This window comes from Pseudomonadota bacterium (genome assembly GCA_039714795.1).
GTDB lineage: Bacteria > Pseudomonadota > Alphaproteobacteria > JAGOMX01 > JAGOMX01 > JBDLIP01.
The window spans coordinates 1-21,971 of the sequence record JBDLIP010000015.1; the positions used below are offsets into that span (position 1 = coordinate 1).

Consider the following 21,971-nt stretch of genomic DNA (forward strand, 5'->3'; position numbering starts at 1 on the left):
TTGGATTAAAAAAATCTAGTTAATCGAAAAAAGATCTTTAAACAAATTAAAAAATTCAATTATTTTCTACAGAATACTTTAAGTTAGTTAAAAGCCCTGCTAGTTTCTTATATTTCCTTATGCCCACAAATTATTTTTCTGGTATTTTTTTCAAATTTATCTAAAATATTAACACTTAGTTTACTAGCAGATGATTAGAATAAGAGACAGAAAATTTTGAACTTTTTAGCCAATATGCACGCTACATCCATTCGTAGTCTGAAAAAAATCACAACGCTTTTAGTTGTCCTGTTGGGCTTGTGGAGCTCTAATCCAGCCAAATCTGTGGGGCTTGTCGCTGAAGATCTCACAGAGGTTCAAGACAGTGAGTTTGTTCAGGATGTCGATGATCCCTTCGAAGATATTAACCGCGTTATTTTTGCAATCAACATGGGACTCGACACTGTCTTTTTCCGCCCTCTTTCTGAACTTTATGGTGAAGCAGTTCCGGATCCAGTCCGCAAAGGTGTGCACAACGTTGTAAGAAACCTTAATACACCTGTTACCCTTGCCAACGACATTCTGCAATTCAATCCAGATCGAGCAGGGGTAACGATCTTTCGTTTCCTCATCAACACAACTATTGGATTGGGAGGATTGTTTGATGTTGCTAGTGAAATGGGCTTTGAACATCACTATGAGGATTTTGGCCAAACTCTTGCCTCTGCTGGTATTGACGGTGGCCCTTACCTGATGTTGCCAATTCTAGGTCCATCAAACACAAGAGATCTCGTGGGGCGTGTTGCTGATTTCTTTATGGATCCAATTAACTGGATTGTCGCTAATAACGACGTTGAGTGGGTTGGATGGACTCGAGCCGGTGTTGACCTTTTGGATGTTCGCACAAATTCAAGAGAGCTCACTGACAGAGTTGAAAAAACACTTGACCCCTACGCACAATATCGTAGTCTCTACACTCAAAGTCGCAAATATCGTATTCGTAATGAGATTGTCGAAACGGGTGACTTGCCTCAGGTTTATGAGGAAAATGGTCAAGAGCTAGAGGAATAGCTGTAGGTTTATTTGATGAGAAGAGTGTTATTTATTATTTTATGTGTCTTTTCGGTAAATTGTCTTAGAACACAAGAGCCAGTTATGTGTGCCCCAGTGCCACAAGAAGCTGAAGCAGCAGAACAATTGGTTGCCTCTATTGGGAACCAAATTATTGACTTAATCAAACAAACTTCTTTACCTCTCCAGCAAAAAGAAGATCGGTTTCGAGAGATTATGACCCAGAATTTCTCTCTGCGAAACATTGCACAGTTTGTACTTGGACGCTATTGGCGTACAGCAACACCTGAAGAGAGAAAAAAATATGTAGAACTTTTTAAAAATGTTGTCATCGAACATTATGTCACACAGCTTGGTGGATATAATGATGAAGTTCTTGAAGTTGTCAAATCTCGTCCCGGCGTTGCCGGTGGCATTATGGTAGCGACCACCATTTACCGAACTGACCAAGCGCCCATAAAAGTTGATTGGTTTTTGCGTCCAACCAAAAAGGGATTAAAGGTCTTTGATCTTTTTGTTGCTGGCGTCAGCCTAAGCATCACTCAACGCTCAGAATACGCAGCAATCATCCGTAAACATAGAGGAGAGATAAGGGGGCTCCTCGATGAAATGCAGCGGCAAATCGATACGGCCAATGCTAAACAAGCTGCTTCAAATAAGAATCCCCCAGCGTAGTAAGGCAATTCCTTATTTTGCTCGTAGCAACTGTGGGGATGAAATAAGGCTAACCAGTGCACAGTTGCCATGTATGACCCCAACTGTTCTTATTGGTTGTACTAACGGCTCGATCGAGAAAAAAAGTGTGATAACTGTTCCTACAGGTATCCCCAGTGGTTCCAAGGTAACGGCGAACATTGTCAAAGAGATTTTTCCTGGCAACCCAGCGGTTGCCATTCCTGCAGCAATAGATGTGAAAGCAATAAATCCATAATCAGAAATAGTTAATTGCATACCGTATATCTGAGTGACAAAAATGGTCGCAAATGCGAAATAAGTTGTATATCCAAATCTTCCTAGGAAAGTACCCAAAGTCACAATTGCTTCCACTATATTGGGATCAAAGCGAAAATTATTAATTAAAGTATCAATAGTTGCAGGAATTGCGGCAATACTATTACGAGTTGCAATACCAATGATTAACGGGGTTTTCAGCATTTTTAGTGTCTTAATAGGCCCTAGTTTTGTCCGTAGCATAATAACTGTTTGCATCAGTAAAAAGAGAATAATGCCAGATATACAGTACTTGCCGAAAACCCCTCCCATTGCCAGTAAGGTATCTTTCCCGACCAATGTGATCGTTTCCGCTACTAAACAAACTACAAAGAATGGCAGTACAATTGTAAATACATTGAAAATATTGTTAAAAACTTTTAATATCACTTGAAAAATTGGAGATAGAGCATCTTGTTCTTCCGCATTCAATTTAGCCAGGGAAATTGCAAAGATGATCGTGAAGATAACTACCTGAAACGTCTCATTACCAGAGAGCGCCTGAAAAACATTATCCGTAAGCGCGTTGCCAAGAAACACGCTGATCCCCTTTTTTAAGTCGGGAGCTAAAGGCGCCAACAACCCTCTTTTAATTTGTGATGCAACCTCGACCACGTCTGCCAGTATGGGACTCTCTGCTAGGGCAAATTCAAAAGCTGGATTCGACAGATAGGCTATACTGATGCCAACCAGGCTTGATATAATAGACATAAGCGCCAAAAACAGCAAAATTCTAATCATGATACCTGAGTATTTAGGCTGGCTTAACGAGACAATGCTGATTGTAAGTGAGGTAATTATGATGGGGAAAACGCACATTTGTAAAACGGTTATGTAAAGCTTCCCATAGATTCCTATGGCTTTTCCCAAATCCGGATGGTAGATGCCAATATAAAGCCCTATTAAAATAGCGATAATATTAACGATGCCACCGGAAAGCAGTTTTATAATTTTTAATTTTACTGTTTGTAAATTCATTTAAAAATTGCCCATTTATTTTTTATTTTTATATCTACTCTTTTTTAGTGAAATTTTTTTAATCCTCTCCATATCTTTAAATTTTTGTAGTAAATCGTAAGAAGTGATATTAATTTTTCCCAATTCCAAGTAACGATTTACCCAAGCCAATAGTTGTTGGCTGCTCCATGGTACAACAATGACCTTGGGATCAAATTCAGTCTCAATGGCAACCGAAATAAGGCGTAAATAGGCTTCGGGTATTTGGTGCATCGTTTTACGGATCACCCATTCATTATCAAATGCAGCCAGAAGTTCACCAGATAGCACCAGTGGTACGATATCCTGTTCCCACGATTCATATTCGATGATCTGTGCTTTGGGAAAGATTCTCTGCGCAAATTCAGTATATGGACTGCCACGCAACACGCCGATTTTGCTGGTGGATTGAGCAAAGAGGCTTTCTAAGCTTTGTGTTCGATCTGGATTAAGTTTTTGTAATAAGAGAGTGTTGATCATCATTGCTTTGTTAAGAGTGACATAAGACTTACTTACTCGAACTTGCTCTATTTTATCGAAATTAGGTGAAATTCCTGAAATTGCCAGATCAACTTTTCTATTGATCACTAAGTCAACCAATTCTTCAACGGTTTTTGCTTCTCGAGAGAATACTGCTTTAACCCCTAGTGAATTTGCAATAAATTGTGCCACTTCAACATCGGTACCAACTACCTCATCGGTCCCAAGCCGCATATAAAATGGTATCTGATCGTCATGCAACATCCCTACAACGATGCGACCTCTTTTTTTGATGCAAGACATCTCTGGAGGCGTTTTTTGAGGCCTGATGGTCAATTTCATTCCAGGTTTTAATCCACTGACTCCAGGTGTAGACTGAATATTTATTTCACCTGAAAATGGGAGCGATGTGGTTGCTTCCCCACTTTTTGTGGGAGCCGGAGGGGCAGTTGCTAGCAACATATTGCTTTGTGCAAAAAAAGCCACACACCAAAGTGTGACGCCAATGAGGAATTTTGTTCTTTTTTTTTGCATCCCTTAACCATTTGTTTTTCTAGCATTACAGCAAGAATAAATTAACAAATCCTTTAAAAAATTTAAACAAATAAACATATTGTCAATATTTGCCGATTAGTGTTTATGAGTTGTATAAAAAGTGTTATAATATAGTTAAAGAGGTGTGTAATGTTTTTTATTGATTATTTATTAAGTTTAATTGTGGTTTTTTTCGAGAAATCTCTTCATAAAAATTTCAAATTACTAGAAAAGCAAGAGGTTCTTGAGCAGCCAGTGGTAGCATTTACAGAGTCTGTACAGGGTGTATCTGTTGATGAAGTGGGCTGGTGGCAAAAAGCGATTGGTGCAGTTAAAGGCTATTGGCAATCATTAAAGGACTACTTTTTTGAAGATGCCCCGAAAGAAGTAAAAGAAACGACCGCAGAGGTTATTTCTAGGGAAGATCAGGAATTTATGCAAGCGCAAAACGAGAATGCCGGCATTGAACTTCCAAAGGGGAGTATTGACCGAAGTCTTACTTGCGGCATTAAGCTTGCTATTGAAAATATTATTGACCCTTACAAAAAATCCGATGTGGCTTTGTATCAACCGGAAGAACCCTTTCTTGAAGATCTGGTAGCGTTAGGTCTATTTGAACCAGAAGAGCTGGGCGTTAGAGAATTTGAATTAGTGGTTAGCGAAGATGAAGATGTACCAGAACTAATTCCACCAGAAGCACCATTAACACCCCCAAACGCCAACAACGATTTTGCTAGAATTTTTGCCATTGCAGACAGTAACGCACCCAGCAGCATTGATGGCAATGTTCTGGAAAATGATACAGATCCAGGTAGTGCTGACCAGCCTGCTTTTTTAGGATTTTTTGGTGCTCAAGGGAATATGGTGCAAGGAGAATTTGGTGTTTTGCAATTCGACCAGGAAGCGAATTGGACATATTTTCTAGACAACTCTGATCCTACGGTTACAGGTCTAGCATTTGTGGAGACACTAAGCGAGCCCTTCGTTTATGCTGTGCAAGGCGAAAATGGCCTCACCGACTCAGCAGCTTTGAACATTACGATTTCCGGGGTTAATGATTCTCCTACAACCAGTGCCAACCCTACGCTTACCACAACTGCTACTGCCACCGTCACCACGGGTGTGGCAACCCTTGGCATTGAGATTTTTTCTCTAGGTAGTGGTGTTAGCCAGTTTGGTGATTTTGCCGCCCCTGAAAAGGGCCCAAACCAAAATCTCCTTGCACCTTGCGTCAATACAGAAATCACAGGTAACCTCTTGCGCGATTTAGAGGCGTCTGATCCTGAAAATGATAGCTTAAGTATCATCAAAATTTTTTTTAATGATGTAGCAGGTCAGCAACAGGTACTGGTAATTGGTGCCAATGGCACGACTGTACCTGTTTTTGATGGGAACATTAGCCAGCAACCAATTGGGACATTGGAATTAAAATCAGATGGCTCTTACGTTCTCATGGCCACGGACAACCCAGATTTAATAGCACAAAGTGCAGATTTCGTCAGTATGCGTATGCCCTATGTAGTACAAATTGTTGACAGTGGTATACCTGAGAAAGATACGTTCGGGCAATTTGGCATTACTATTCAGGGAGCCAACGATACTCCCAATGATCCAGGTGATGTCATGATAATGGTTCGCGATGTGATGGATTTCGATGCACCCGATACACAAATGGGAACAAAGACGATGGGTAATCTTTTGACTGAAAGTGGAGCAAGTGATCCTGATACAGGGGAATTTTTGACGGTCAAGAGTGTCAATAATGTAGAAATTATTGAAGATAACACAGAAGTTAAAATTTTTGATGCCACTTCAACCCTAGTCGGAACGTTAATCATCAATCCAAATGGCGATTATACGTTAATTGCCAATAGGAACAATGAAGGCCTGAATGCTTTGGACGATGTGGGGATCATTCTGGTAGAAAATGTTGAATTTACGATTCAAGATGACGGAGATAACCAAGGGGGCCCACCTAAAACAGCTTCAGCCTTTATTGACTTTGAGTTCAAGGGCACGAATGACAGTCCGAATGATCCTGCTGATGTAATGATCATGGTTCGTGACGTGATGGATACAGATGAACCAGAAGCTGGTGATTCTCCGATGGATACGAAGATCAGTGGTAATCTCCTCATACAGAGTGCTGCCAGCGATCCAGATCTCAATGACAGCATTGCAGCAGGAACATTGACGGTTAAGAGTGTGAATGGAGTCGCCATTAACGCAGACATGACGTCGGTTGACATTTTTGACAATGGCAACAGAATAGGCATTTTGGTAATTAATCCCAATGGAGATTATGTGTTAGTTGCCGATCCGACCAATGCTGCCTTGAATGCACTTGATGATGCTGATCCTTCGATCTTTGTTAATAATATTGTATTTGAGATCCAAGATGATGGAGACGAATTGGGGGGACCTCGCAAGGCAGCTTCTGCCTTGATTGATTTTGAGTTCAAGGGCACGAATGACAGTCCGAATGATCCTGCTGATGTAATGATCATGGTTCGCGATGTGATGGATACAGATGCACCTGAAGCTGGTGATTCTCCGATGGATACGAAGATTAGTGGTAATCTCCTCATACAGAGTGCTGCCAGCGATCCAGATCTCAATGACAGCATTGCAGCAGGAACATTGACGGTTAAGAGTGTGAATGGAGCCGCCATTAACGCAGACATGACGTCGGTTGACATTTTTGACAATGGCAACAGAATAGGCATTTTGGTAATTAATCCCGATGGGGATTATGTGTTAGTTGCCGATCCGACCAATGCTGCCTTGAATGCACTTGATGATGCTGATCCTTCGATCTTTGTTAACAACATTGAATTTGAGATCCAAGATGATGGAGATGCTTTTGACAGTACAGGCAAAACAGCTTCAGCCCTGATTTCTTTTGAATTCAAAGGTACAAATGACAGTCCGAATGATCCAGATGATGTGATGATAATGGTGCGAGATGTTATGGATTTCGATGCACCTGATACACAAATGGGAACGGAGACTACAGGTAATCTTTTGACTGAAAGTGAGGCAAGTGATCCTGATATAGAAGAGAATTTAACGGTTAAGAGTGTCAATTCCGTAAAAATTGAGGAAGACAATACAGAAGTTGAAATTTTTGATGCCAATGCAAACCTAATCGGAACGTTAACCATCAATCCAAATGGCAATTATACGTTAATTGCCAATAGGGACAATGAAGATCTGAATGCTTTGGATGATGTGGGGAGCATCGTGGTGGAAAATGTTGAATTTACGATTCAAGATGATGGAGACAACCTAGGTGGGCCACGCAAAACAGCATCAGGTGAAATCAGTTTTACTTTCAAGGGAATAAATGACTCTCCAACCGCCAATCCAGATTTTTGCGATGAAACAGGCCCTAACTCGATTCTTGAAAACGAAGCAATCACCACGGGTTTCAATATTTTAGTTAATGACACAGATCCAGATACTGGTGATGTACTGAATATAGGAAGTGTAGCTCAGCCAGTAATTTTGGTAGAAGCTGGTGACTTTGTGCCGGGTGACATTACGATCACACCAATAAATGATGCGACGGCTCCGTTTGTGTATCAATTCGAGAGTACGAGTGGTATCAGCATTTTGACGGTCACAGCTCTTGGTGATGTTACACTTTTGCATTTTGACGTTGATGGTATGCCCCCAGGTGTTGGAGCTTTTGATGTCTTGAGTGTGGATGACGAAATCAAGATTATAACTAGCTATGAAGCTACAGATGATGATAAATCAGATGAGTCATTCTTCGAAATCTGTATCAAAGGGGAAAATGATCCCTTATTCATGCCAGACGATGCTCAGTCCCTATTCGCTTGGTCCTTATTTTCTTTTGTAGATGGTGTTCCTGAAGATTTGAAAGTTAATGGTAACATCGATCCAGATGGTAAAGAACGGCAATTTCTTAAATTTCAGTTGAATGGACAGGATATCGAATTTGCCTACGATTTTAATGGTGACGGAAGCATAGGCGGTGGAACAGGTAAAGAGAGCGTCCTATTCCACAACTATAGCACTTTTCTTGGATTTCCCGTTATCATCGATGTACTAATTGTCGAAGCTCTTACTTATCAAGGCGTAGATACGTATGGGATTGACAACATCCAACCTGCAATGGAATTCCCCCTTAATGAACAACCGGATTTTGATCCCAACGATCCAGTCAATACATATTATATTCTTGAAATTCTTGGCAACGACATTGATGCAGCCAATAGACAGAGACCGATGTATTTTTTCGGATCCGAAGAAGCGGATAAAACTCCTCAGAATAGCCGAACCGATGTTCTTCTTGGATTTGGCGGGAATGATATCCTCACGGGCAATAACGGTGAAGAATATATTCATGGAGGAACGGGCAATGACACTATTCAAGGAAATAATCTGGATGACTTTCTCAATGGCGGTGCTGGTGATGATTCTATTGCAGGAGCTGCAGGCAACGATGTTCTTTTAGGTGGTACCGGAGTTGATGAGATCACAGGCGGTAAAGGATTTGATATTATCTATGGGGGGCTAGACGAAGACACAGACACGCTTATGGGTGGATCTGACTCTGATCTTTTTGTTTTTGCCATTGGTTTTGAAAATGGGTCTTTCACGCTGCTAAGTACGGGAGACAGCGTAAAAGGGTTTAATAGCTCCGGTCAGAATGCAGATTTTATAGGATTTTTAGACTTCTCTGTTGCAGCAAATCTTGCAAGCGGAGATATCGATCGAGACTTTTTTCTTGATGATCAGGCTGTTTTCCAGAAACTGAATAATGATGTAACGGTAGAAGTATCGGACGGTAACACCATTATTTCATTCAATGCTGGGAATATCACATTTGAGAACATTAGTAATCCCGATCTACTCACAGACCTTTTTAGTTCTGGCCAGATCCAAGTGGTTGAAGCTGGTGCGTAGCAGGGTAAAGATCTTGTCGTGTGGAAGCTTACGCTAAGTCTTGTCTACTTTATAGTGTACAGGGGCACTCTCAACAGATCCGACAGAACCAGTCAATTTACCATAAAATTAAGATTTGACAATGCACTAGATTCCGGCTCACTCGTTTTTCTAATCCAGCTCTTGGTGAACTGGGATGAGACGGCCCGTGAGGGATAACCTTGATTTGAATTATGCCCATAATCTCATGGCTCTAACCTACACATTCACCCGCCGATACCCTAAAGCCTCAGCAACATGTTCTGATCTTACACCGTCATAACCCTCCAAATCAGCCAATGTCCGTGCCACTCGTAAAATACGATGATAGCCTCTGGCAGAGAGTTTAAATTTCTCAGTGGCCTGCATAAGCAATTTTTGTCCCTGTTCGTCAGGCAGTGCGTGCCGCATCAATACCGTCCCATCAGCCTCAGCATTTGTGCTGATCTTCAAGCTTTCGGTTTTGCTGTGATAGCGTTGCCGTTGAATGGCTCTTGCTGATTCAACTCGGGTACGCACTTTAGTACTGGGTTCACCTGCTGCGTGCAGATGTAAATCGCTGACTTTGACTGCTGGTACATCGATTTGCAAATCAATTCGATCCAAAAGAGGGCCAGAAATTCTTGCTTGATAATTCAATGCACATTTAGGCGCTCGGGTGCAGGCACGATCTGGATCATCAATGTGCCCGCATCGGCATGGGTTCATCGCTGCAATCAATTGAAACCGGGCTGGATAAGTCACATGAGCATTGGCGCGAGCGATGGTGGTGCGCCCAGTTTCCATAGGCTGACGCAGCGCCTCAAGTGCATTGCGCTGAAATTCTGGCAACTCATCTAGGAAAAGTACACCTCGGTGCGCTAGTGAGGCTTCACCGGGTTTTGCCCGCAAGCCTCCACCAACCAGAGAGGGCAGTGAGGCTGAGTGGTGTGGATCGCGATAGGGGCGTTGCTGAATCAGGGATTTACCTTCAAGATGTCCTGCAACGCTGTGGATCATAGTCACTTCCAACGCCTCTTCTGGTGATAATGATGGCAATAGGCTTGGCAATCGCGCTGCCATCATCGATTTTCCAGCTCCCGGCGGACCGCACATCAGCAAGTTGTGGCCTCCGGCAGCAGTAATCTCAAGCGCTCGTTTGCCTATTCCTTGTCCCTTGATATCAGCCAGATCAGGCAGTTTTGCGGATGAGTCCAACAATTTTGGCTCTGGCTGCGACAATACTTGCGTTCCCTTGAAGTGATTAATCAGAGCAATCAGATTGGAAACCGCCAGGATTTGTAAATCGCTGGCCCAGGCAGCCTCACCGCCACAATCAGCGGGGCAAATTAATCCATGATCTCTAGAGGATGCATTAATGGCTGCTGGCAGCACGCCGGAAACATAAGAGATACTTCCATCAAGAGCCAACTCACCTAAAGATGTATACTGGGCGATTTCGTCTGCGGGCAAAACATTCATCCCAACCAACAAAGCGATTGCAATGGGAAGGTCATAATGATTGCCTTCTTTTTGCAAATCTGCAGGGGAGAGATTGACCACAATGCGTTTACCAGGAAGTGAAAGTCCTATGGCATGAAGAGCAGTGTGCACTCGTTCTTTTGATTCACCCACCGCTTTGTCTGGAAGGCCTACGACCTTGAAGGTGGGAAGTGAACTCGGCCTGATGTGTACTTGTACATCAATAGGCAGGACTTGGATGCCTTGAAAGGCGACGGTGGTAGTACTTGCAATCAATTTCTTCTCCTGTGAACCAGTTGGTCTTTGCAACCACTGACCACAGAAATTGATCACCGATTGCGAGCTATTTTTTCTTCAATGCCATCCCATATTGTGGATTCGACGTGAGTCCTTTCAAGTTGGTTCAAAACGCGAATCCCAGTAGGAGATGTCACATTAATTTCAATTAAGTATTCTCCCACTATATCAATACCAACGAAGAAAAGTCCAAGTTGTTGTAGCACCCCCTTCAATGCACCACACGCATAGGTGTCGCGTTCCGTGATCTTGCATGCTTGCGGCTGGCCGCCTACCATCATATTGCTGCGAATGTCTCCGGTTTGGGGAACGCGGGTAAACCCACCAATTAGTTCGCCATCTACCAGCAACAAGCGTTTGTCTCCAGCAAACACATCCGGTATAAATTTTTGCGCAATTATTGGGGTATCATAAAGGCGGTCAAAGAAATCGATGAGGGCGCTGATGTTGCTTTCCCTCTCTTGCAAGCGCACCACAGCTCGCCCGCCAAATTCATAGAGAGGTTTTAGGATGATGTCTTTGTGGAGTTCAAGAAAATCAAGGATTTGCTCTTTATTTTTTGCAATCAGGGTTGGGGGAATGAGTTCTGGAAACTGTAGTGGTAATAACTTTTCCGGTGCATTGCGAATACCAGCCGGATCATTGAGGACCAAGGTTGATTTTGGCAGTCTTTCTAGAATATACGTTGTCGATAGATAGGCCATATCCAAGGGCGGATCTTGACGAATCAGCACAAGATCCATGTCTGCAAGCTCTACAACACGTGTGGTTCCCAATTTTGCATGAACACGCGTTGTTTCTTCAACATGCAAGGGAGCCGCTACTGCCTTTGGGGTTGTATCCTCAAGAAAGAGAGCCCGCGGACAATAATGCCAAAGTTGACACCCGCGTTTTTGCGCTTCAATGGCAAGTGCAATGGTACTATCTGTTTGTAGCGCTAACTCTTCCAGAGGATCCATCTGAAAGGCAATACGCAGACTCATTATCTAGCCTGCGGTGCTGGAAAGCTCATCTGCATCTGCGGGTCTGCAACTGCCACCTTAGGTGCTTGTTCCTGTAATGGCATAGTTTGTTCACGATTTGGATGCGCTAACATAATATCTTTTTCTTCAAGTAAGCGCATGTAGTTGACCACTTCTTTCACTCCATCAACACGGCTTGCAATCTCCAAAACCCGATCCAATTCTTGCTGATCTTGCGCTATGCCAATCAGATAAACTTTTCCAGCGTACGTTTTAATATTGTAATTGCTGGAACGAACCTCTGGCTCAAACAACAGCTCTGCCTTAAGCTTGGTTGTCACCCAAGTATCACCAACGTATCCACCAATTCCTGCTCCATCGCCAACCAACATCTCATCAATAACCTCTTTAACGCCTTCTACTTTCCACACCAAACGTACAGCATCGATTTGTCGTTGCGGGGTATCAACTGCTCCTGTTAACAAAACTCGCCCCTCTCGAACAGATAATTCAACGGATTCGCTAAGGACGGGGTCAAAATCAAACCAAAGTGCATTCACTTCTGCTTTAATCGCCGCATCATCAATCACGCCACGAAGTCCGCGTTCTTCTGTGGCAGACATTCCTACCGTTGACGCTCCTCCAAAAACAGCAACGGGTGCACATCCTTGTAAAAAACCACTGCCTATTGTCAAAAGGCCTAACAATGCTACATTATGGGGCTTCATCATCTTCCATACTCCTTAAAATTTAATCTATATTCTCTGGATACCAGGCCGTTACCAAATGGCGGGGCCACCGCCAACTATGAACAACCATGACATCAAATCGAATCGTTTGAAAGTTTATTTCCCTTCTATGAGATATATAGAATTGCGCCGTTTGTTCAATCCTTTTTTGCTGTCTTCCGGAAATAGCTTCCACAGCAGCCTCTATCGATGGCCGTGCTTTGACTTCGATAAAAACCAGTTGCGAAAAACGTCTGGCAATGATGTCAACTTCACCAAAGGGACATCGGAATCGGCGCTCTAAAATGCGATAGCCTTTAAGACGCAATGCCCAGGCGCAAAAGATTTCGGCGAGAATTCCTTTTTGATAAGTGCTGAAAAACACTTCCCTAATCCCATTTTATACCCGTGCTGAATCAAAATATTGAGTTTTATGGCAGTGAAAAGCGCGCAGTTTACTTGGGTAAATGAGCACTTTGAGTGTACCAGAAAACCGACAGTTTGATTCAGCTTCATATGTGTTTTTATCTTTATACACCCCAGAGTTGCAAATAAAAAGATTAATTTCCGGTTCTGGGAGCTTAGCGCGGGTCTTAACTCTCTTGTAAGAAGATAGCATTAGAATAAAATAAGAAAAATCTTTTAGGAAAAATGCAAATGACTGGCAGTACCTGCGAAGTAATGATTGTGGGAGCAGGCCCCACAGGGTTGAGCATGGCATTCGAGCTTGCGCGTCGGGGGATTTCCTTTCGCATCATTGACAAAGCCACCGCACCTTCAAGTCACTCGAAAGCCCTTGCTGTTCATGCCAGAACGCTTGAGTGTTTTTATGACATGGAGTTAATCCAGGAGATCCTTGCAAAGGGACACAAAGTACAACAAATTAATGCCTATCTAGACAAAGAGCCGCGCCTTGGTTTGTCTTTAAACCAATTGGCAGATACTCCGTTTCCCTATGTGAATATGATTCCCCAAAATGTTCTAGAAGGGATCATGATCGAGCAACTTGAACAAAAAGGCAGCAAGATCGAATGGGGAGTCGAATTGACCAGCCTAACTCCGCACGCAAACCATGTAGTTCTTGGCACATCTAAGGGGAAAACCAAGAAACAAATAAAGGCCAGCTGGGTTATCGGCTGTGATGGAGCACATAGCAAAGTACGAGATGAATTGGATATTCCCTTTTCAGGATCTCGTTACGAGGATCAATTTTTACTGGCTGATGTTGCTCTAACCAGCGAGCTAAACCCCCAACAAGGCCATCTGTTTCTTGATGAAGAAGTCCTAGCTGTGTTTCCCATGGGTCAAGGAATGTCTAGGGTTATCACAACTTATCCTTCTCAGGATGCCACTCCTAGTGATAAGCATATCAAGGAGTTGCTGGAAGACCGCTTTAAAAATTTATCACCTGTGCCTGTTTCAATGAGTCAGCTACAGTGGACTTCGTTTTTCAATATCCACAGACGGATTGTCGAAAAAATGCAGGTAGGGCGTGTGTTTTTGGCAGGTGATGCTGCACATATTCACAGCCCCGTTGGCGGCCAGGGTATGAACACAGGTATTCAAGACGCCTACAATCTTGCTTGGAAATTGGCATTACATCTACAAGGAAAGGTTAAACAAGATTTCCTTGAAAGTTACCAAGTCGAACGCCATCCAGTGGCTGTGGGTGTATTGTTGGGAACGAACATAGCAATGAAAATGATTATGGTGCGCACGCATTTCCTTCGCAAAGCAAGGAATATCATAGCTCCTTTGATCTTTAATCTGCCCTATCTGCATCGTCGGTTGCAGACTTTGATTTCCGAAACAGCGATTCAGTATCGTACAAGTCCTATTGTTTTTCATGAGGATTCTTCTAAAGATTGGGCCATAACCTGGATAAAATCCAAGGTGCGCCGTCGTTTGCAACCTGGTGATCGGGCACCAAATGCCCCTTTGGCAATTGCCAAGACTTACGATCACATAAGCCTTTTTGAGCTTACACAAAAAAGCCCTGATCATACTTTGCTCTTATTTCTTGGCAGCGCCGCTAAGGAAATCAAAACTTACGCCAAGCAATTGCAACAGCTTGTTGCAGAATGTCCAGATTTTCTGAGCGGCCATTTTATAGTGAGTGAACAATCTATCGATTACAATTTGCTTGATCAGGTGGATGAATTGTTTTATCTTGACCGAAACGGACGTGCGCATGGAAGCTACAATATAATAAAACCCACCTTATGTTTAATTCGTCCCGATGGATACGTTGCATATTTGGGAGCAGCAGAAGATGAAAAGGGGTTCAAACAATATCTTTGCGAGCATTTCGTGTTAACAACTAAACCAGTGGTTAACGTCAGTGAAAACAAAAAACAGGTACAAGCTCAGTAATAGGAAAAAAATGGCAGAAATTCGCTCCGTTTGTGTATTTTGTGGATCATCTAATAGTGCCACTCAGGTGTATAAAGATGCCGCGCAAAAACTTGGTAAAATCCTGGGAAAAAATGATGTGCGTTTGGTTTATGGGGGCGGACAAGTAGGATTGATGGGAACTATTGCCAATAGTGCTTTGGAGGCAGACGGGAAGGTGACAGGTTTTATCCCTCAGTATTTGCACGAATTTGAAAAAGGCCATACGGGAATCACAGAGCTCTTTATCGTTGATACAATGCATGAACGCAAGCGTTTGATGGCAGATCATTCAGATGCATTTGTTATTCTACCAGGTGGTTTTGGTACCCTGGACGAAATTTGCGAGATTTTGACGTGGAAGCAACTCCGTCTCCACTATAAACCCATCGTTTTTGTGGATGTAGATAAATACTGGTCTCCCTTGTTTGATACCTTTGTCCAGCACATGATTGATAAGAATTTTGTCCACGCAGAACACAAAAATTTTTATGTCATTGTTGATGATGTCGATCAGGTATTGCCGACTTTGAAAGGGATACCAGGTGCAGGGCCCGATTTTGTGAATAAGTGGTGGTAAATTGAAGGTTCGGCACTGTACCAGTTCCATTCCTCATCCCTATTTCCCCTAAGGACGCTAGGAAAAATAACATTTATAATCGTGTTTCGCGTTCTGTTGCTTGATCTTGCTGCGTAACGCTGTCTATAAAGTATTTTAGTTAGATTGTAAAGGTTATTTTTCCTAGCGTCCTAAGCCATCCAAACTTTGCTCAACATATCAGATAGAGACAGCTCCTGTTTGATGATTCCCAAACTTACTGCCGGTACTTGCTTTGTCGTAAAGTGCTTTCTGATGAAATAAAGACTGAATTGAGCTCTTGTCAAAAATATGAATCTACCACACAAACGCTCGAGAATGGAACTGGTACAGTGCCTTTGCTCAGGGCTACCTCATGAAATAGTCATCATATATTGCTTAAATCCTTATCTACAAAGGGATACCGGCCGTTTTCAGTCTACAAAAAGCACGTAGTATTGCACGTATCTGCAAAAGCTATCAAACCCTTTGTAGATAAGGTTTTGGGAAAAACAACATAATCTTCATGAGGTAGCCCTGTGCCTTTGCTGACACGGCGCCATTTATCAGCTATCCCCGTCTCGAATGCAGATTGCTCTTTGCAACCCGGGTCATCTCGACCCAAGTAAACTGCGCGCTTTATTTTGATTCAGCACGAGTATATCCCGTTTGGGTTAAGGCATCTCTAAGATATTTGATTGTTCTGTGAGTGTAGGTCATGTTATCACCATGGGCAAAGGTGCCAAAAACTTGACCTGTTGTTGAGATAAGTTTTTTGTGAGAGCTACCGGTGGATTCCTTGACGCTTTGATCCCCGTGAACATGACGCCACAAACTTTTAAAATTTGCGTAGGTAACTTTTTTAAATTGCTTAGCGTTAAAAATGCAGTCAGCTGTTTTTTGGTGTTTTCCGGAGAGTTCTGCATACGGATTAGATCCATCAAAGGAAAGGGCTGGTTGTTTCTTATGAAACACTCGCATCCCTCGTGGTCGTAGTCGTGGGCTTGGGCTTGGGCTTGGGCTTGGACTTGAACTTAGACTTGGACTTTCTATTTCTTGAGAAGCAGGCTCTGGTTGTTGTGCAGTAATTTCCGGCTTGGCTTTTTCTGGTGATGAGTTATCTTTTGCTCTTTGCCGAGGGCGAAGGGACTCAACAGAAACTGTTTTTGGTGCTGGAGTTGGAACAATGGCTTCCTGTTGTTTATTGACCTTTCGTTCCGCTTCTGCTTGTGCTGAGTCGATTTTTGTCTCTTGTGTGGGGGCTGGAGAAGTAATTGCCACCTCTGTGTCTTGGATAGATGGTGTTTGCGGTCGTGGTTTTAACCATTCAGGATAAAGTAACTCCGGAATTTTTCCATAAAATGGGCGCTTTTCATCCCAAAGGCTCAATTCATAAATCGTATTTTGGATTTTTGTGACCTTTTTTGTCCAATTTAATAAGGTGATTTCTACCTCGTGTTTTTCCAAATGGTGTTGCCAGTTATAACAGTCGGTGTTGAGAGAGTCAGGAAGTGGTTCATCGTCGTATTCCAGAATGGCTGCATCCGGGTGCCCAAGATAATCATCTCTACCGCTGAAAAGATCAAATAATGTCGTTGAACATCTTATTTTTAACTTAATTTGGCTCGGCAAGGTTCTAGGATCGACCATTTCCCAAGCATACAAAATAAGCTGATTTAAAGATTGATAACGGTCTGTTGATTGACGTGCAAGAAATTGCACCTCTTCGCCTAACGTGTCATAGAGGCTAGGCTTAGTTGGGCCATAAGGGGTGAATTGAGAGCATTTACCTTGTTGTATGAGTGAAATATTGCCTCGCACCGCTTGTACCAGGGTTTTTCTATTGTTAAGGAAATCAAATCGAAGATCTAACAAAATGTCCAAAAGTTTTTGCGGCGTTAACTCTCCTGTCGAAATTTTTGTAAATTTGTCTTTTAAAGCCTCTAGGGCCCTGATATTTCCTTCGATGGCAGGCTCGGCCATAGAGTTGATCAATTCACTATCTAACATATCTGTTTCAAAATCAATAAAATGATCAATAAAGCCACAGGCCTTTAATGGAATTTCATCACGATGATCATTATCAGAAGCCTGTGCAACTGGTGCATACGCCAAAAAAACTGCTAAACAGAACCAAAAATTTTTCATTTTCCTAACCAATTAATACAAATAACATACCTGATATATAGGGGAGTATTTATCGATTGTCAAATATTGGTATAATGAAGCTGAATCAAAACTCAGGTTAATTTAAACTTTGAAGCCTCTCAAGCGCGGCCTGCATTTTTTCTTGCTTTGCTCTGGCCTGTTGCAGCCGTAATTCATTTTTAGCCACCACTTCTTGAGGAGCACGGGCTACAAAATCTTGGTTGCTCAGTTTACGATCCAAAGCTGAGATTTCTTGAGTAATATCTTGCATCTCTTTCTTGAGCCGTTGTCTCTCTTGTCCAATATCCATAATTCCCTCAAGTGACAGGAACAACGTTGCTTCACTCAGGACAACCTGGATGCCTGCACCACCGGGTTTTTGCCCTTCTTGAATCTCAACCAAAGAGAGTCGGGCCATGCGCATTATCCCCTGCTCATAACGCTCTAGAATTTGTTGGCGCTCTGCGCGACCTTCCAACCAGTAGAGGGAGAGCTTGGCTCCAGCTGGTACATTCATTTCACTGCGGGTTGCACGGATTTGGGTGATTAAATCTATGACCCAGGCAATTTCTGCTCCTTCTTCTGACTCTGACTCTGTTGTCTTTGCATATTGAGGCCAGGAAGAGACCATCAATTCTCCACGTTGTGCGCCCGTGAGTTGATGCCAAAGTTCTTCGGTAACAAAGGGCATGAAGGGGTGCAACAGGTGTAAAATTTGCCCAAACACCCAGGCCGTTGTCGCACGGGTTTCTGCAATAGCATCATCATCACCAGAGAGGATTGGTTTAGTAAACTCTAGATACCAATCACAAAAACGGCCCCAGATGAAACGATACAGCAGAAAACTGGCCTCATCAAAGCGATATGTTTTAAAGGCTGCCTCCAAGTTATGCTCCAGCTGTGCGACTTCACCTACAATCCACCGATTAAGGAGAACTTGATTACCCGCAGGGTTAAAACCTTCTTCCCACTGACATTGATTTTGCTGGCAATAACGAAAGGCATTCCAAATTTTTGTGGCAAAGTTTCGGTATCCTTCAACCTGAGTCTTGGAGAAGTTGACATTTCTTCCTGGCCCTGCCAGCGCTGCTAGCGAAAACCGAACTGCATCAGCTCCATAAGCTTCAATCGACTCAAGGGGATCAATTACATTGCCCTTGGACTTGGACATCTTCTGCCCCTTATCATCCCGAACCAGAGCGGTTATGCAGACGGTATGAAAAGGCACATCTTTCATGAAATGTAGCCCCATCATCATCATCCGGGCAACCCAGAAAAAGATAATGTCATGACCTGTTACCAACACATCGCCTGGATAACCTTGCTTTAATGCAGGTGTTTTCTCAGGCCAGCCCAAGGTTGAAAACGGCCACAGGCTTGATGAAAACCAGGTATCTAGCACATCTTCATCCTGGGTTAGTAAAACCTGTTTTCCGTAGTGTTTGCTGGCAATTTCTTGAGCCTCCGCTTCATCCATGGCAACAAAAATCTTGCCGTCCGGCCCATACCATGCAGGAATTCGATGTCCCCACCAGAGCTGACGCGAAATACACCAGGGTTGAATATTATTCATCCACTCAAAATACGTCTTTGACCAGTTCTCTGGAACAAAACGAGTCTTTCCTTGCTGTACGGCTTCGATTGCTGGCTCTGCCAGAGTTTTTGCATCAACGAACCACTGATCTGTTAGGCGAGGTTCGATTACAGCATTAGAGCGATCTCCATGCGGAACCATGATCACAGTTTCGTCTTCACCAGCTAACAATTCCTGCGCCTGGAGCTGCTCTAAAACTTTTTTACGCGCCTTGAGACGATCTAACCCGTAAAAGGCCTCGGGTACATTCTCATTTAAACAGCCGTCTTCCTGCATAATATTAATAGCAGGAAGATTGTGGCGAAGCCCGACTTCAAAGTCATTAAAATCGTGTGCTGGTGTTATCTTAACAGCTCCTGTGCCCTTTTCAGGATCACAGATTTCGTCCGCAATGATGGGGATTTCTCGATTCACCAATGGTAATCGCACGCTTTTTCCTATCAAGTGCTGATAGCGCTCATCTTCTGGATGCACGGCAACAGCCGTATCACCAAACATTGTCTCCGGCCGGGTGGTTGCAATTTCAATATGACCTTCTGAACCGATGATGGGATACTTAAATCGCCACATTGTACCCTTGGTTTCAACATTTTCAACTTCAATATCTGAAATAGCCGTCAAGAACTTGGGATCCCAATTAACCAGACGCTTATCACGATAGATAAGTCCCTGGCGATAAAGCTGCACAAACACGTAACGAACCGCCAAACACAGTCCTGAATCGAGAGTAAACCGTTCACGCAGCCAATCAGGCGAAATACCTAGACGGCGCAGCTGATGCACAATACGACTGCCGTATTCTTTTTTCCAGTCCCAGACTCTTTCAAGAAATTTCTCCCGCCCCAATTCTTGGCGCGAAAGGTCTTCTGATTTTAGTTGGCGTTCAACAACCATTTGCGTTGAAATACCTGCATGGTCCGTTCCTGGTTGCCATAAAACGTCGTAGCCACGCATGCGATGATAACGCACAAGAATATCTTGCAGAGTGTGATTAAGAGCATGGCCTATGTGTAAGCTCCCAGTAACATTGGGAGGAGGCATCATGATTACATAGGGCTGCTTTTTTCCTGCAAAAGCCGGCTGAAAAGCACCTGAATTTTCCCAAATAGGATAGATCGTCGCTTCGATTTTTGTGGGTTGATATGTCTTCTCGAGCATCTGGAACTAAGCGGCTTTTGACTGATGTCGGGTAACTTTTGCAATTTCTTCGGCAACCAGTTTTTTCACCACGGCAGGCAAGTGCGCATCTAACCACTGTTTGAGCAGTGGTCGCATGATCTCTTGAGTATACTGGTCCAATGATTTATTACCAAGTACGGGAGGGGTATTGCCAGCTAACAAAGATTCTTGCAGCCCTTTAAGTTGCGCAAAGGCTTGTGCCGTTTCTTGCAAAACCTCTGGGGCTATCAAGGCATCACAGGGATCAGATACCTCAGCAACAGGCGTTTTAAGGGGTAGAATATCCTCGGTTTTTTGGGGCGGATCACACAACATCTCCGCAGTGAGTTCAAGCAGATCACTCTCCTGCACGGCTTCATCTTTTACCACTGATTGTTTTTTCACAGAACGTTTTTTCAGGCTAACCACACTGGCTTTCGAGCGAGATGATATTGGGACCAAATCCTCGTTCAAAATCTGACGAATCGAAGCCAAAATATCTTCTGTAGGTAGCGGCTGGTTACTTGCTTCTTGCGTGCGATTCATCACGAACTCCTTACCTCTTCATGGGAGGACTGCATAGCAGCAGGGTATTTTGGATCATCCCCCCAACCAAAGACTTTCTTGCGTACACTTTCGTAGTGTTCTTCAATCTTGTAACGCTCTACAGGCAATTGCAGGTATTGGGCCGTCAGATTACCCATGGATTGCAGAACCTGATATTCGGCAACAATTTCATCACGACGCGCTTGAACCAAACCAAGTTGAGCTTGCAACAACTCTGTCTGTGCATCCAATACATCTAGGTAGGAACGCTCTCCAACCTCAGCTTCCAAAATAGCACCATCTCGGCTGAGAGTTGAAAATTTCACTTGCGCTTTGAAATGCTCAATTCTTTGCAGAGCTGCAACCCAGGTCTCCCAGGCTTTAATGGCATCTTCCCGGGCAAGTTTACGTGCCTGGTCCAAATTATGACGAGCTTGGGCTGCCTGTTGCACTCTCTGGCGAGAACGAGACCAAACGTTTCCCTGCTGAATCACAGGCACTGTCAGCCTCAGTATTGCCGAGGCAGTATTGTTATGGGTATTTGGCCCATTTACTTGCAAGTTACGGTCTGCTTTTCCAGTGAGTTCAACTCGTGGTAACAAGCCGGCAGAATCTTCGTCAATTTGTCGCTTTGCTGATTTTTCGCTATAGATTGCGCTTAAAACCCGAGGGTCAGCATCTTGAGCAAGAGCAATCAGCTCTTCTTTTGATTTGGGAAGGTTTTCAAGCAATTTCGGCTCTTCGATTAATCCGGGATCGCAGCCTATAACTTTGACATAATTTGCATTAGCCGTTTCCAGATCTCTCAAGGCATCCGCTAAATCTGCTTTACCTCTTGCAAGCCTTGACTCAACTTGTGCAACATCGGTCAACGTTCTTTCACCGACTTCTAGAGCGGCTCGCACAGCCTCAAGCTGCTCTGTTAAAGACTTGACGTTGGCCTCATTAAAATCAATGGCGGCTCTCCTGAAAATCACATCCATATAAGCAGTAACGGCATCCAACAAAGTACGTTGCTCACGATCAAAGAAGTCATAATGATCTGCTGTTACCCCATGCTCAGCACGATCCATCGCTGCGATTGTGCCACCACCACTATACAATTG

15 protein-coding genes are annotated in these 21,971 nt (G+C 43.4%); 5 read left to right on the forward strand and 10 right to left on the reverse strand.

Going from position 1 to position 21,971, the window contains the following annotated elements; all coding sequences use genetic code 11:
• Positions 1–216 precede the first annotated feature (216 nt).
• Positions 217–1,050 (forward strand): VacJ family lipoprotein, encoded by an 834-nt coding sequence (locus tag ABFQ95_02240; protein MEN8236359.1) that lies wholly within the window; start codon positions 217–219, stop codon positions 1,048–1,050.
• 15 nt (positions 1,051–1,065) lie between these two features.
• Complete coding sequence (locus ABFQ95_02245; GenBank protein MEN8236360.1) at positions 1,066–1,725, forward strand: ABC transporter substrate-binding protein; 660 nt, start codon at positions 1,066–1,068, stop codon at positions 1,723–1,725.
• Between the two features lie 12 nt (positions 1,726–1,737).
• Here ABFQ95_02245 and ABFQ95_02250 read toward each other — a convergent pair whose 3' ends face one another.
• Entirely contained in the window at positions 1,738–3,018 is a 1,281-nt protein-coding gene (locus ABFQ95_02250) for a cation:dicarboxylase symporter family transporter (protein ID MEN8236361.1), read from the reverse strand.
• 15 nt (positions 3,019–3,033) lie between these two features.
• Positions 3,034–4,050, reverse strand: a complete 1,017-nt coding sequence (locus tag ABFQ95_02255; protein MEN8236362.1) for a transporter substrate-binding domain-containing protein — start codon at positions 4,048–4,050, stop codon at positions 3,034–3,036.
• Positions 4,051–4,200: 150 nt separating this feature from the next.
• Here ABFQ95_02255 and ABFQ95_02260 point away from each other — a divergent pair, with 150 nt between their 5' ends.
• Entirely contained in the window at positions 4,201–8,985 is a 4,785-nt protein-coding gene (locus ABFQ95_02260) for a VCBS domain-containing protein (GenBank protein MEN8236363.1), read from the forward strand.
• Between the two features lie 237 nt (positions 8,986–9,222).
• Here the strand turns inward: ABFQ95_02260 and ABFQ95_02265 are convergent, their stop codons facing one another.
• Genes ABFQ95_02265 through ABFQ95_02280 form a run of 4 tightly spaced genes read right to left on the reverse strand, consistent with a single transcriptional unit; the run spans position 9,223 to position 12,836 of the window.
• The gene (locus tag ABFQ95_02265) at positions 9,223–10,740 is read right to left on the reverse strand and encodes a YifB family Mg chelatase-like AAA ATPase (protein ID MEN8236364.1); all 1,518 of its coding nucleotides are present in this window, start codon (positions 10,738–10,740) and stop codon (positions 9,223–9,225) included.
• A 53-nt stretch (positions 10,741–10,793) separates the two neighbouring features.
• Positions 10,794–11,744 carry a glutathione synthase gene (gshB, locus tag ABFQ95_02270; GenBank protein MEN8236365.1) on the reverse strand — a complete coding sequence of 317 codons (951 nt, stop codon included), beginning with the start codon at positions 11,742–11,744 and terminating at the stop codon, positions 10,794–10,796.
• Entirely contained in the window at positions 11,744–12,454 is a 711-nt protein-coding gene (locus ABFQ95_02275; GenBank protein MEN8236366.1) for a BON domain-containing protein, read from the reverse strand. The genes gshB and ABFQ95_02275 overlap by 1 nt, the downstream gene beginning before the upstream one ends.
• Before the next feature lie 19 nt (positions 12,455–12,473).
• Positions 12,474–12,836, reverse strand: coding sequence for a YraN family protein (locus tag ABFQ95_02280; GenBank protein MEN8236367.1), 363 nt, complete (start codon positions 12,834–12,836; stop codon positions 12,474–12,476).
• Between the two features lie 272 nt (positions 12,837–13,108).
• Here ABFQ95_02280 and ABFQ95_02285 point away from each other — a divergent pair, with 272 nt between their 5' ends.
• Both ABFQ95_02285 and ABFQ95_02290 read left to right on the forward strand, forming a co-directional pair.
• Positions 13,109–14,824 carry an FAD-dependent monooxygenase gene (locus ABFQ95_02285; protein MEN8236368.1) on the forward strand — a complete coding sequence of 572 codons (1,716 nt, stop codon included), beginning with the start codon at positions 13,109–13,111 and terminating at the stop codon, positions 14,822–14,824.
• Between the two features lie 10 nt (positions 14,825–14,834).
• The gene (locus ABFQ95_02290) at positions 14,835–15,422 is read left to right on the forward strand and encodes a TIGR00730 family Rossman fold protein (GenBank protein ID MEN8236369.1); all 588 of its coding nucleotides are present in this window, start codon (positions 14,835–14,837) and stop codon (positions 15,420–15,422) included.
• A 636-nt stretch (positions 15,423–16,058) separates the two neighbouring features.
• Here ABFQ95_02290 and ABFQ95_02295 read toward each other — a convergent pair.
• From ABFQ95_02295 to ABFQ95_02310, 4 genes are all read right to left on the reverse strand, one after another.
• The gene (locus ABFQ95_02295) at positions 16,059–17,567 is read right to left on the reverse strand and encodes a hypothetical protein (GenBank protein ID MEN8236370.1); all 1,509 of its coding nucleotides are present in this window, start codon (positions 17,565–17,567) and stop codon (positions 16,059–16,061) included.
• 97 nt (positions 17,568–17,664) lie between these two features.
• The gene (locus ABFQ95_02300) at positions 17,665–20,319 is read right to left on the reverse strand and encodes a valine--tRNA ligase (GenBank protein ID MEN8236371.1); all 2,655 of its coding nucleotides are present in this window, start codon (positions 20,317–20,319) and stop codon (positions 17,665–17,667) included.
• 6 nt (positions 20,320–20,325) lie between these two features.
• Positions 20,326–20,865 (reverse strand): DUF2497 domain-containing protein, encoded by a 540-nt coding sequence (locus tag ABFQ95_02305; protein MEN8236372.1) that lies wholly within the window; start codon positions 20,863–20,865, stop codon positions 20,326–20,328.
• Positions 20,865–21,971, reverse strand: a 1,107-nt coding sequence (locus ABFQ95_02310) for a TolC family protein (GenBank protein ID MEN8236373.1), incomplete at its 5' end; no start/stop codon positions are given. The genes ABFQ95_02305 and ABFQ95_02310, both read right to left, overlap by 1 nt.

Excerpts from the sequence above, each read along its gene's own strand:
- ABFQ95_02245 (MEN8236360.1), top strand. The coding sequence starts at position 1,066 with ATGAGAAGAGTGTTATTTATTATTTTATGTGTCTTTTCGGTAAATTGT.
- ABFQ95_02250 (MEN8236361.1), bottom strand. The coding sequence starts at position 3,018 with ATGAATTTACAAACAGTAAAATTAAAAATTATAAAACTGCTTTCCGGT.
- ABFQ95_02255 (MEN8236362.1), bottom strand. The coding sequence starts at position 4,050 with ATGCAAAAAAAAAGAACAAAATTCCTCATTGGCGTCACACTTTGGTGT.
- ABFQ95_02260 (MEN8236363.1), top strand. The coding sequence starts at position 4,201 with ATGTTTTTTATTGATTATTTATTAAGTTTAATTGTGGTTTTTTTCGAG.
- gshB (MEN8236365.1), bottom strand. The coding sequence starts at position 11,744 with ATGAGTCTGCGTATTGCCTTTCAGATGGATCCTCTGGAAGAGTTAGCG.
- ABFQ95_02275 (MEN8236366.1), bottom strand. The coding sequence starts at position 12,454 with ATGATGAAGCCCCATAATGTAGCATTGTTAGGCCTTTTGACAATAGGC.
- ABFQ95_02285 (MEN8236368.1), top strand. The coding sequence starts at position 13,109 with ATGACTGGCAGTACCTGCGAAGTAATGATTGTGGGAGCAGGCCCCACA.
- ABFQ95_02290 (MEN8236369.1), top strand. The coding sequence starts at position 14,835 with ATGGCAGAAATTCGCTCCGTTTGTGTATTTTGTGGATCATCTAATAGT.
- ABFQ95_02295 (MEN8236370.1), bottom strand. The coding sequence starts at position 17,567 with ATGAAAAATTTTTGGTTCTGTTTAGCAGTTTTTTTGGCGTATGCACCA.
- ABFQ95_02300 (MEN8236371.1), bottom strand. The coding sequence starts at position 20,319 with ATGCTCGAGAAGACATATCAACCCACAAAAATCGAAGCGACGATCTAT.
- ABFQ95_02305 (MEN8236372.1), bottom strand. The coding sequence starts at position 20,865 with ATGAATCGCACGCAAGAAGCAAGTAACCAGCCGCTACCTACAGAAGAT.